This is a genomic window from Pseudomonas helmanticensis, assembly GCF_900182985.1.
GTDB classification, from domain to species: Bacteria; Pseudomonadota; Gammaproteobacteria; order Pseudomonadales; family Pseudomonadaceae; genus Aquipseudomonas; species Aquipseudomonas helmanticensis.
Genome location: NZ_FXUY01000001.1, coordinates 2,475,225 through 2,487,688, shown reverse-complemented (window position 1 = coordinate 2,487,688; position 12,464 = coordinate 2,475,225). Strand labels below are relative to the sequence as shown.

Annotated in this window: 9 protein-coding genes; 8 read left to right on the top strand and 1 reads right to left on the bottom strand. The window is 57.9% G+C overall.

Annotated elements, in window-relative coordinates:
- Positions 1 to 124: 124 nt before the first annotated feature.
- Positions 125 to 436 carry a DUF485 domain-containing protein gene (locus tag QOL84_RS10960; protein WP_129391059.1) on the top strand — a complete coding sequence of 104 codons (312 nt, stop codon included), beginning with the start codon at positions 125 to 127 and terminating at the stop codon, positions 434 to 436.
- Positions 433 to 2,091: a cation acetate symporter gene (locus tag QOL84_RS10955; RefSeq protein ID WP_129391062.1), complete on the top strand. Its 1,659-nt coding sequence runs from the start codon at positions 433 to 435 to the stop codon at positions 2,089 to 2,091. Before QOL84_RS10960 ends, QOL84_RS10955 begins: the two co-directional genes overlap by 4 nt.
- Before the next feature lie 1,143 nt (positions 2,092 to 3,234).
- Here QOL84_RS10955 and gltA read toward each other — a convergent pair.
- A complete protein-coding gene (gene gltA / locus QOL84_RS10950; protein WP_007919904.1) occupies positions 3,235 to 4,524 on the bottom strand; it encodes a citrate synthase in 1,290 nt (429 codons plus the stop codon).
- Between the two features lie 362 nt (positions 4,525 to 4,886).
- Here gltA and sdhC point away from each other — a divergent pair, with 362 nt between their 5' ends.
- From sdhC to odhB, 6 genes are all read left to right on the top strand, one after another.
- Positions 4,887 to 5,261 (top strand): succinate dehydrogenase, cytochrome b556 subunit, encoded by a 375-nt coding sequence (gene sdhC, locus QOL84_RS10945; protein ID WP_045122948.1) that lies wholly within the window; start codon positions 4,887 to 4,889, stop codon positions 5,259 to 5,261.
- Positions 5,255 to 5,623, top strand: coding sequence for a succinate dehydrogenase, hydrophobic membrane anchor protein (gene sdhD / locus QOL84_RS10940; protein WP_007977503.1), 369 nt, complete (start codon positions 5,255 to 5,257; stop codon positions 5,621 to 5,623). Before sdhC ends, sdhD begins: the two co-directional genes overlap by 7 nt.
- 3 nt (positions 5,624 to 5,626) lie before the next feature.
- Complete coding sequence (gene sdhA, locus QOL84_RS10935; RefSeq protein ID WP_129391065.1) at positions 5,627 to 7,399, top strand: succinate dehydrogenase flavoprotein subunit; 1,773 nt, start codon at positions 5,627 to 5,629, stop codon at positions 7,397 to 7,399.
- Positions 7,400 to 7,410: 11 nt separating this feature from the next.
- The gene (locus tag QOL84_RS10930; protein ID WP_129391067.1) at positions 7,411 to 8,115 is read left to right on the top strand and encodes a succinate dehydrogenase iron-sulfur subunit; all 705 of its coding nucleotides are present in this window, start codon (positions 7,411 to 7,413) and stop codon (positions 8,113 to 8,115) included.
- A gap of 251 nt (positions 8,116 to 8,366) precedes the next feature.
- Entirely contained in the window at positions 8,367 to 11,198 is a 2,832-nt protein-coding gene (locus QOL84_RS10925) for a 2-oxoglutarate dehydrogenase E1 component (protein ID WP_129391069.1), read from the top strand.
- Positions 11,199 to 11,240: 42 nt separating this feature from the next.
- A complete protein-coding gene (gene odhB, locus QOL84_RS10920) occupies positions 11,241 to 12,464 on the top strand; it encodes a 2-oxoglutarate dehydrogenase complex dihydrolipoyllysine-residue succinyltransferase (protein WP_201239313.1) in 1,224 nt (407 codons plus the stop codon).

Sequence of the window (12,464 nt, the reverse complement as noted above, 5' to 3'; positions counted from 1 at the left end):
TATTCCTGCTGAAAATTGGCGAAAACGTCATGTCGTTCTAATACTAAGGTCGTCTGGAACCTGTTCCGAAGCCGCATAGAGTGGATACGTTCCAACAATAATCTGTGCTGCGAGGATAAAAACAATGAACGACAGCATTTACCTCTCGATTCAAAACAGCCCGCGCTTCAAGGAGCTGGTTCAGAAAAGGGAACGATTCGCCTGGATACTCTCGGCGATCATGCTAGGGCTTTACTCGGCATTCATCCTGCTGATCGCTTATGGGCCGCAAGTGCTCGGGGCGAAGATCAGTCCTGAATCATCCATCACATGGGGCATCCCGATCGGTGTCGGGCTGATTGTCTCGGCCTTCATCCTGACCGCTATCTACGTGCGCCGCGCCAATGGCGAGTTCGACGACCTGAACAATGCGATTCTCAAGGAGGCTCAGCAATGATCCGGCGTCTACTGGCTCTTCTGAGCATCTCGGCGTTCGCGCCAGCCGTCTGGGCCGCTGACGCCCTGACCGGCGAAGTCCACAAACAACCGCTCAACGTCGCCGCGATCGCCATGTTCGTAGTGTTCGTTGGCGCCACCCTGTGCATCACGTACTGGGCATCCAAACGTAACAAGTCGGCTGCCGACTACTATGCGGCGGGCGGCAAGATCACCGGTTTCCAGAACGGTCTGGCGATTGCCGGTGACTACATGTCGGCGGCGTCCTTCCTGGGGATTTCCGCGCTGGTGTTCACCTCCGGCTACGATGGTCTGATCTACTCGATCGGCTTCCTGGTGGGCTGGCCGATCATTCTGTTCCTGATCGCCGAGCGTCTGCGTAACCTGGGTAAGTACACTTTTGCCGACGTGGCGTCCTACCGCCTCGGGCAAACCCAGATACGCACTCTGTCCGCCTGCGGCTCGCTGGTGGTAGTGGCGTTCTACCTGATCGCGCAAATGGTCGGTGCCGGCAAGCTGATCCAGCTGCTGTTCGGTCTCGACTACTACGTGGCGGTGATTCTGGTCGGTATCCTGATGTGCATGTACGTGCTGTTCGGCGGCATGCTCGCGACCACCTGGGTGCAGATCATCAAAGCCGTGTTGTTGCTGTCCGGTGCCTCGTTCATGGCGCTGATGGTGATGAAGCACGTCAACTTCGACTTCAACATGCTGTTCTCCGAGGCGATCAAGGTTCACCCGAAAGGTGAAGCGATCATGAGCCCGGGCGGTCTGGTGAAAGATCCGATTTCGGCGTTCTCGCTGGGCCTGGCACTGATGTTCGGTACCGCTGGCCTGCCACACATCCTGATGCGCTTCTTCACTGTGAGCGACGCAAAAGAAGCGCGTAAGAGCGTGCTGTACGCGACCGGCTTCATTGGTTACTTCTACATCCTGACCTTCATCATCGGCTTCGGCGCGATCCTGCTGGTCAGCACCAACCCGGCCTTCAAAGATGCAGCGGGCGCTCTGCTCGGCGGCAACAACATGGCGGCGGTGCACCTGGCTGACGCGGTGGGCGGCAGTATCTTCCTCGGCTTCATCTCGGCGGTAGCGTTTGCGACCATTCTGGCGGTAGTGGCAGGTTTGACGCTGGCCGGTGCTTCGGCGGTGTCTCACGACCTGTATGCCAGCGTGATCAAGAAGGGCAAGGCTAACGACAAGGATGAGATTCGCGTTTCGAAGATCACCACCATCGCACTGGGGATCCTGGCGATTGGCCTGGGTATTTTGTTCGAAAGCCAGAACATTGCGTTCATGGTGGGTCTGGCGTTCTCGATTGCGGCGAGCTGCAACTTCCCGGTGCTGTTGCTTTCGATGTACTGGAAGAAGCTGACGACTCGTGGTGCGATGATTGGTGGGTGGTTGGGGTTGATCAGTGCGGTGGGTTTGATGATTCTCGGGCCGACCATTTGGGTGCAGATTCTGCATCACGAGAAGGCGATCTTCCCTTATGAGTATCCGGCGTTGTTTTCGATGATCATTGCCTTTGTCGGGATCTGGTTCTTCTCGATTACTGACAAGTCGGCGGCTGCGGACAAAGAACGTGCGCTGTTCTTCCCGCAGTTTGTGCGTTCGCAGACTGGGTTGGGGGCGAGCGGGGCGGTTTCGCATTGATGGTTTGATGGTTTGGTAATGTTGTGCTGAATGCCCCGGTTGAGAGATCGGGGCATTTTTTGTGGGCGGTTATCGGGCAGGCTGTGCTTTTTGTGTGGATTTTGTACATATCCGTTGCTGCGGTAACGGCGGCTTAGGGTTTCGCCCTTACGGCGACTCACTTTTTTTCAAACGCCAAAAAAAGTAAGCAAAAAACGCTTGCTCCTACGTGCGGCCCGCTCGCTGGAGCTCGGGGTTCCTTCGCTGCGGGATCGATCCGGGCGCAGCGCCTACGGTTTGCTTCGCTGCACCTCCTCTCGCTGTGTTTGGCTGCGCCAAACGGTCGCTATGCTCCCACCCCCCGGATCAATCCCTCCGCTCAGCCTTCCGACGTCGCCTTACAGATCAAGAGCTGCAGCCGAGCTAACGCTCATCCTGTTGAGTGGTGAGGAGCAACAGCGCGCTCGGCTTTGGATTGGTTGTGGATTCGCCCCTCACCCCAGCCCTCTCCCGGAGGGAGAGGGGGCCGATCTGTGGGTGTTTCAAGACCTGAGTTCACCGCGGTATCGCACGTCGGCGTAGCTCTCGCAATCACCTCGGTCAGTTCCCTCTCCCCCCGGGAGGGAGAGGGGGCCGATCTGTGGGTGTTTCAAGGCATGAGTTCACCGCGGTATCGCACGTCGGCGTAGCTCTCGCAATCACCTTGGTCAGTTCCCTCTCCCTCCGGGAGAGGGCTAGGGTGAGGGGCTCTTGATCTGGTTTGTGATCTTGATCTGGCTTTGGCTTCGGCCTTTGATCTTTTGCCCCATCGGCAGGCCGAGCGTAGGTGTTCATCCGGGGGTAGGCGCGCAGCGCCGTGCGGCGCAGCCGCATACATCGAGAGGAGGTGCAGCGAAGCAAACCGTAGGCGATGCCCCCGGATGGACGCCGTAGCGAGGGAACACTGAGCCTCAGCGAAGTGCCGTACGCCGGGGCCAAGCCTTTTGCTTACTTTTCGGCGTTTGGAAAAGTGAGTTGCTGTAAGGGCGAAACCGCCAGCGGCGGCTCCCGCAGCATCGGATATGCCCCTAATCCAATAAAACCGCCACGGCACAAACAAAAACGGCCCCTATATAAATAGAGGCCGTTCCCGATACAACTTAAAAACCTATCGCAAGACAGATCTTATTTACGGTCTTCCAGCTTGGAAATATCACGCGACTCGTAGCCGGTGTACAGCTGGCGCGGACGGCCAATCTTGTACGGGCTGGAGAGCATCTCTTTCCAGTGCGAAATCCAGCCAACAGTACGTGCCAGCGCGAAAATCACGGTGAACATGCTGGTTGGAATGCCGATCGCCTTGAGGATGATCCCCGAGTAGAAGTCGACGTTCGGGTACAGCGAGCGCTCGATGAAGTACGGGTCGGTCAGCGCGATCTCTTCCAGGCGCATGGCCAGTTCGAGTTGCGGATCGTTGTTGATGCCCAGTTCCTTCAGTACTTCGTCGCAGGTCTGCTTCATTACAGTCGCGCGAGGATCGCGGTTCTTGTAAACGCGGTGACCGAAGCCCATCAGTTTGAACGGATCGTTCTTGTCCTTGGCCTTGGCGATGAACTTGTCGATGTTCGACACATCGCCAATCTCGTCAAGCATGGTCAACACGGCTTCGTTCGCGCCGCCGTGGGCAGGGCCCCACAGTGCGGCGATACCGGCGGCGATACAGGCGAACGGGTTGGCACCCGAAGAGCCGGCCAGGCGCACGGTGGAGGTCGAAGCGTTCTGCTCGTGGTCGGCGTGGAGGATGAAGATCCGGTCCATGGCCTTGGCGAGTACCGGGCTGATCGGTTTGATCTCGCACGGGGTGTTGAACATCATGTGCAGGAAGTTTTCCGCGTACGTCAGGTCGTTGCGCGGGTACATCATGGGTTGGCCCATGGAGTACTTGTAAACCATCGCTGCCAGGGTCGGCATCTTGGCAACCAGACGGATCGCGGAGATTTCGCGATGCTGCGGGTTATTGATGTCGAGGGAGTCGTGGTAGAAGGCCGAGAGGGCGCCGACTACACCGCACATGACGGCCATTGGGTGGGCGTCGCGACGGAAGCCGTTGAAGAAGGTTTTCAGCTGCTCGTGAACCATGGTGTGGTTTTTCACGGTGCTGACGAACTGGGCCTTCTGTTCTGCGGTCGGCAGTTCGCCGTTGAGCAGCAGGTAGCAGGTTTCCAGGTAGTCCGATTTTTCAGCCAGCTGTTCGATCGGGTAGCCGCGGTGCAGCAGAATGCCGTTGTCGCCGTCGATATAGGTGATCTTCGATTCGCACGAAGCGGTCGACATGAAACCAGGGTCGAAAGTGAAGCGGCCCGTGGCCGTCAGGCCCCGAACATCGATTACATCGGGACCAACGGTGCCGGTTAAAATGGGCAGCTCGACGGGGGCTGCGCCCTCGATGATCAACTGCGCTTTTTTGTCAGCCATGTGGCCTCCTATTTATGCTTGAACCATCAGACAGACCCCCCACGCAGGGCCCGCACCACTATAGTGAGATAAATTCGAATGTCAATTTGCCTAAAGTCTTGCTCCAGAAGGCTTTAAGCGCACTTTTTCCTCGAAATTGACTGCCATTTACGCCTTTTATGCAACTTGTGCAATCAGCTATTGGGGGTAGGTGATTGCGTTGTCATTAGTAGCCTAACTGTCTATACTCGGCCACCGACCGCCAAGGGCTTTTGGGCCTGCTTTATTGGGGGTCGCATCCCTGGGTGGTGGTTACCTGACCAGTGCACTCCCCAACAACTTTGCCCTGATTGTTAGGGGCTCTTCAGTGTGAAAAAAAAGCCGTGAAAAGCCAACGACCTGTAAACCTAGACCTAAGGACCATCAAACTCCCCATCACCGGCGTTACGTCGTTTCTTCACCGTGTTTCCGGCATCATCCTCTTCCTGGGCCTTGGCTTCATGCTTTATGCATTGGGCAAATCCCTGGGTTCCGAGGAAGGTTTTGCCGAAGTGAAGGCATGCTTGACCAGCCCGCTGGCCAAGTTCGTAGCATGGGGCCTCCTGTCCGCTCTGCTGTATCACTTGGTAGCCGGTGTGCGCCACTTGATCATGGACATGGGCATCGGTGAGACGCTGGAAGGCGGCCGCCTGGGCTCGAAAATCATCATCGCCATTTCCGTGGTGCTGATCGTTCTGGCAGGAGTTTGGATATGGTAACCAGCGTTACGAACCTTTCGCGTTCGGGCCTCTATGACTGGATGGCGCAACGTGTGTCTGCGGTTGTTCTCGCGGCTTATTTCATCTTCCTGATCGGATACCTTGCAGCGAATCCGGGCATTGGCTACGACCAGTGGCACGGCCTGTTCGCTCACAACGGGATGCGTATCTTCAGTCTGCTGGCCCTCGTTGCCCTTGGCGCTCACGCCTGGGTCGGCATGTGGACCATCGCGACCGACTACCTGACGCCGATGGCGCTGGGCAAGTCCGCGACTGCAGTACGTTTCCTTTTCCAGGCAGTATGCGGCGTCGCGATGTTCGCTTACTTCGTCTGGGGTGTGCAGATTCTCTGGGGTATCTGATTCATGGCTAACATTCCAACGATTTCTTTCGACGCCATCATTATTGGTGGTGGCGGTGCCGGCATGCGCGCTGCGCTGCAGCTGGCACAGGGCGGTCACAAGACTGCCGTGATCACCAAGGTTTTCCCGACCCGTTCGCACACTGTATCCGCCCAGGGCGGCATCACGTGCGCAATCGCGTCCGCTGACCCGAACGATGACTGGCGCTGGCACATGTACGATACCGTCAAGGGTTCCGACTACATCGGTGACCAGGACGCTATCGAATACATGTGTCAGGAAGGCCCGGCTGCTGTTTATGAGCTGGACCACATGGGCATGCCGTTCTCGCGTACCGAACAGGGCCGTATCTACCAGCGTCCGTTCGGTGGTCAGTCCAAGGACTACGGCAAAGGCGGGCAGGCTGCCCGTACGTGCGCCGCTTCCGACCGTACCGGTCACGCGCTGCTGCACACCCTTTATCAGGGCAACCTGAAAGCCGGTACCACGTTCCTGAACGAGTACTACGCTGTCGATCTGGTGAAAAACCAGGAAGGCGACTTCGTCGGTGTGATCGCGATCTGCATCGAAACCGGCGAAACCACCTACATCCGCGCTAAAGCCACCGTATTGGCTACCGGCGGTGCAGGTCGTATCTACGCGTCCACCACCAACGCCCTGATCAACACCGGTGACGGCGTCGGCATGGCTCTGCGTGCTGGCGTGCCGGTACAAGACATCGAAATGTGGCAGTTCCACCCGACCGGCATCGCCGGCGCCGGTGTACTGGTTACCGAAGGTTGCCGTGGTGAAGGTGGTTACCTGATCAACAAGCACGGCGAGCGTTTCATGGAGCGCTATGCTCCGAACGCCAAAGACCTTGCTGGTCGTGACGTGGTTGCTCGCTCGATGGTTAAAGAAATCATCGCCGGCAACGGTTGCGGTCCGAATGGCGATCACGTACTGCTCAAGCTCGACCACCTGGGCGAGGAAGTACTGCACAGCCGTCTGCCAGGCATCTGCGAACTGTCGAAGACTTTCGCTCACGTTGACCCGGTTGTTGCGCCGGTTCCGGTTGTTCCGACTTGCCACTATATGATGGGCGGCGTTGCCACCAACATTCACGGCCAGGCGATCACCCAGAACGCTGAAGGCGTCGATCAGATCATTCCTGGTCTGTTCGCGGTAGGCGAAGTGGCTTGCGTATCGGTTCACGGTGCCAACCGTCTGGGCGGCAACTCGCTGCTCGACCTGGTGGTATTCGGCCGCGCTGCTGGCCTGCACCTGGAAAAAGCCCTGACCGACGGCATCGAATACGACGACGCTACCGAAGCCGACATCGAAGCTGCCCTGTCGCGTCTGAACGCGCTGAACAGCCGTACCGACGGTGAAGACGTGGCAACCCTGCGTCGCGAGCTGCAGAACTGCATGCAGAACTACTTCGGTGTGTTCCGTACCGGCGAATACATGCAGAAAGGTATCGCTCAGCTTGCTGACCTGCGTACCCGCATCGCCAACGTGAAGATCAACGATAAGTCGCAGGCGTTCAACACTGCCCGTATCGAAGCGCTGGAACTGCAAAACCTGCTGGAAGTGGCTGAAGCTACCGCCATCGCCGCTGAAGTCCGCAAAGAGTCGCGCGGTGCTCACGCCCGTGAAGACTTCGAAGACCGTGACGACGAAAACTGGCTGTGCCACACCCTGTACTTCCCGGGTGACAAGCGCGTCACCAAGCGTGCCGTGAACTTCTCGCCGAAGACTGTTCCGACTTTTGAACCTAAGATTCGGACTTATTAAGGGTGGCCGCCATGTTGCAAGTCAGCGTTTATCGTTACAACCCTGATCAGGACGCCGCGCCGTTCATGCAGGAATTCCAGATCGATACCGGTGGTAAAGATCTGATGGTGCTGGACGTACTGGCCCTGATCAAAGAGCAGGACGAGGGATTCTCCTATCGTCGCTCTTGCCGTGAAGGTGTTTGCGGTTCCGACGGCATGAACATCAACGGCAAGAACGGTCTGGCGTGCATCACGCCGCTGTCTGCTGTTGTAAAAGGTAACAAGTTGGTTGTTCGTCCACTGCCAGGTTTGCCGGTTATTCGTGACCTGGTCGTCGATATGAGCATCTTCTACAAGCAATACGAGAAGGTGAAGCCTTACCTGCAGAACGACACGCCGGCTCCGGCCATCGAGCGTCTGCAGTCGCCAGAAGAGCGTGAAAAGCTCGACGGTCTGTACGAGTGCATCCTGTGCGCTTGCTGCTCGACTTCGTGCCCGTCCTTTTGGTGGAACCCGGACAAGTTCCTGGGTCCAGCTGCACTGCTGCAAGCTTATCGCTTCCTGGCAGACAGCCGTGACACCAAGACTACCGAGCGTCTGGCTTCGCTCGATGACCCGTTCAGCGTATTCCGCTGCCGGGGCATCATGAACTGCGTCAACGTATGTCCGAAAGGCCTGAACCCGACTAAGGCCATCGGTCACATCCGTAACATGCTGCTTTCGAGCGGCGTGTGATTCAGCTGCTGTAACCGCTGTACCGTAGAGGCTGTGGCGCGGGCTTCAACCCGCGTCATGGCTATAACCAGAGCAGCAGCCACAAGCTGCCGCTCTTATTTTGAAGAAATGAGACAAGCAGGGGCATCCGGGCTGGTACCCGGACTATCAGTGTGATCCTAAGTGGCTTGTTTTAGTCGCTGCATTCGGACTTCTGCAAGTTTGCTCGGTGTCGACGCCGATGGTGTTCCCCTAACCGAGGGTGACCAAGCATGCAAGAAAGCGTGATGCAGCGCATGTGGAACAGCGCCTACCTTTCAGGTGGAAACGCTGCCTATGTGGAAGAGCTTTATGAGCTCTACCTGCACGACCCTAACGCTGTGCCAGAAGAGTGGCGCACCTACTTTCAGAAGTTGCCTGCCGACGGCAACTCTGCCACTGATGTTTCGCACTCCACAATTCGCGATCATTTCGTGCTGCTGGCAAAGAACCAGCGCCGCGCTCAACCGGTTTCCGCCGGGAGCGTGAGCAGTGAGCACGAGAAGAAGCAAGTTGAAGTGCTGCGATTGATCCAGGCCTACCGTATGCGTGGCCACCAGGCAGCCCAGCTTGACCCGCTGGGGCTGTGGCAGCGTCCTGCACCTGCAGACCTGTCGATCAATCATTACGGCTTGACCAATGCCGATCTTGATACGACCTTCCGTGCCGGCGACCTGTTCATCGGCAAAGAGGAAGCGAGCCTACGCGAAATTCACGAAGCGTTGCAGCAGACATATTGCCGCACCATCGGCGCTGAATTTACGCATATCACCGATTCCGAGCAGCGCCAGTGGTTCCAGCAGCGTCTGGAAAGCGTGCGTGGTCGTCCGACGTACTCCGCCGACATCAAGAGCCACCTGCTTGAGCGCGTGACTGCCGGTGAAGGCCTGGAAAAATACCTGGGCACCAAATACCCGGGCACCAAGCGTTTCGGTCTGGAAGGCGGCGAAAGCCTGATTCCGATGCTCGACGAACTGATCCAGCGTTCCGGTTCCTACGGCACCAAGGAAGTCGTCATCGGCATGGCCCACCGTGGCCGTCTGAACGTACTGGTCAACACCTTCGGCAAGAACCCGCGCGAGCTGTTCGACGAGTTCGAAGGCAAGAAGAAGGTCGAGCTGGGTTCCGGTGACGTTAAATATCACCAGGGCTTCTCGTCCAACGTGATGACCGCCGGCGGTGAAGTTCACCTGGCCATGGCGTTCAACCCGTCCCACCTGGAAATCGTTTCCCCGGTGGTAGAAGGTTCGGTTCGCGCCCGTCAGGATCGTCGTAACGACCCGACCGGTGAGAAGGTTCTGCCGATCTCCATCCACGGCGACGCTGCTTTTGCAGGTCAGGGCGTGGTCATGGAAACCTTCCAGATGTCGCAGACCCGCGGTTTCAAGACCGGCGGTACCGTGCACATCGTGATCAACAACCAGGTTGGTTTCACCATCAGCAACCCGCTGGACTCGCGTTCCACCGAGTACGCCACCGACGTTGCGAAGATGATCCAGGCGCCGATCCTCCATGTGAATGGTGATGATCCGGAAGCTGTGTTGTTCGTCACCCAGATGGCCATCGACTACCGCATGCAGTTCAAGCGTGACGTGGTGATCGACCTGGTCTGCTACCGTCGTCGCGGCCACAACGAAGCTGACGAGCCAAGCGGCACTCAGCCTCTGATGTATCAGCAGATCACCAAGCAGCGCACCACCCGTGAGCTGTACGCTGATCGTCTGACTCAGTCCGGTGTACTGGACGTTGAGCGTGTTCAGGCCAAGGTCGACGAATACCGCAACGCGCTGGACAACGGTCTGCACGTAGTGAAATCGCTGGTCAAAGAGCCGAACAAAGAGTTGTTCGTGGACTGGCGTCCGTATCTGGGCCACGCCTGGACTGCGCGTCACGACACGCGTTTCGATCTGAAGACCCTGCAAGAACTGTCCGCCAAGCTGCTGGAAATTCCGGACGGCTTCGTTGTTCAGCGTCAGGTTGCGAAGATCTACGAAGACCGTCAGAAAATGCAAGCCGGCGGCCTGCCGATCAACTGGGGTTACGCCGAAACCATGGCGTACGCGACCCTGGCGTTCGAAGGTCACCCGATTCGCATGACCGGTCAGGACATCGGCCGCGGTACGTTCTCGCACCGTCACGCTGTGTTGCACAACCAGAAAGACGCGGGCACCTACATTCCGCTGGCACACCTGTACGACGGTCAGCCACGCTTTGACCTGTACGACTCGTTCCTGTCGGAAGAAGCGGTACTGGCTTTCGAATATGGTTACTCGACCACCACGCCAGAAGCGTTGGTGATCTGGGAAGCCCAGTTCGGCGACTTCGCCAACGGTGCACAGGTTGTTATCGACCAGTTCATCACCAGCGGCGAGCACAAGTGGGGCCGTCTGTGCGGTCTGACCATGTTGCTGCCACACGGTTACGAAGGTCAGGGCCCTGAGCATAGCTCGGCACGTCTTGAGCGTTACCTGCAACTGTGCGCCGAGCACAACATTCAGGTAGCTGTACCGACCACGCCAGCACAGATCTACCACTTGCTGCGTCGTCAGGTGATTCGTCCGCTGCGCAAGCCGTTGATCGTGCTGACTCCAAAGTCGCTGCTGCGCCACAAGCTGGCCATCTCGACCCTGGAAGATCTGGCCGAAGGTTCGTTCCAGACCGTTATCCCGGAAATCGATGCACTGGACCCGAAAAAGGTCGAGCGCGTTGTTCTGTGCAGCGGCAAGGTCTACTACGATCTGCTGGAAAAACGCCGTGCCGAAGGCCGTGAAGATATCGCCATCGTGCGTATCGAGCAGTTGTATCCATTCCCTGAGGACGACTTGAAAGAAGTCCTGGCTCCGTACACCAACGTCAAAAATGCCGTTTGGTGTCAGGAAGAGCCGATGAACCAGGGCGCCTGGTACTGCAGCCAGCATCACTTGCGCCGCAGCATCAGCAACCTCGACAAGTCTCTCGTACTTGAGTACGCGGGCCGTGAGGCTTCTGCTGCACCTGCTTGTGGTTACGCATCGATGCACGCCGAGCAGCAGGAAAAACTCCTGCAAGACGCGTTTACCATTTAACGCCTTCGCGCACCTGAAACCGAATTTAAGGAACTACAGATAATGGCTATCGAGATCAAAGCCCCCACTTTCCCGGAATCGGTTGCCGATGGCACCGTTGCCACCTGGCACAAAAAACCGGGCGACGCCGTCAAGCGTGACGACCTGATCGTCGACATCGAAACTGACAAAGTCGTACTGGAAGTTCTGGCTACCGCTGACGGCGTGCTGGGCGCAATCGTCAAGAACGAAGGCGACACCGTTCTGTCCGACGAAGTGCTGGGCTCCATCGAAGCGGGTGGCGCTGCTGCCGCTGCTCCAGCCGCCGCTGCTGCTCCGGCCGCTGCTGCCGCTGCACCGGCTGCCGCCGAAGGCGAAGACGATCCTGTTGCTGCACCGGCTGCGCGCAAGCTGGCTGAAGAAAACGGCATCAACATCGCTTCCGTTGCCGGCACCGGCAAAGGCGGTCGTGTGACCAAGGAAGACGTGGTTGCGGCTGTTGCTGCCAAGAAAGCCGCTCCGGCTGCCGCGCCTGCCAAGGCTGCTGCTCCTTCGGCCGCCGCTCCTGTGTTCGCCGCTGGCGACCGCATCGAGAAGCGCGTACCGATGACCCGCGTGCGTGCCACCGTGGCCAAGCGTCTGGTTGAAGCGCAGTCGAACATGGCGATGCTGACCACTTTCAACGAAGTCGACATGACTGAAGTCATGGCCCTGCGTTCGAAGTACAAGGACCTGTTCGAGAAGTCCCACAACGGCGTACGCCTGGGCTTCATGTCGTTCTTCGTGAAAGCCGCTACCGAAGCGCTGAAACGCTTCCCGGCTGTCAACGCATCGATCGACGGCGCTGACATCGTTTACCACGGCTACGCTGACATCGGCGTTGCCGTTTCCAGCGACCGCGGCCTGGTTGTTCCGGTTCTGCGTAACGCCGAACTGATGAGCCTGGCTGAAATCGAAGGCGGCATCGCAACATTCGGCAAAAAAGCCCGTGACGGCAAACTGTCGATGGACGAGATGACCGGTGGTACCTTCACCATCACCAACGGTGGTACCTTCGGTTCGATGATGTCGACCCCGATCGTCAACCCGCCGCAGGCAGCGATTCTGGGCATGCACAACATCATCCAGCGTCCTATGGCCATCAACGGTCAGGTCGTTATCCGTCCGATGATGTACCTGGCACTGTCCTACGATCACCGTCTGATCGATGGCAAAGAAGCTGTGACCTTCCTGGTGACCATCAAGAACCTGCTGGAAGATCCGGCGCGTCTGTTGCTGGATATCTAA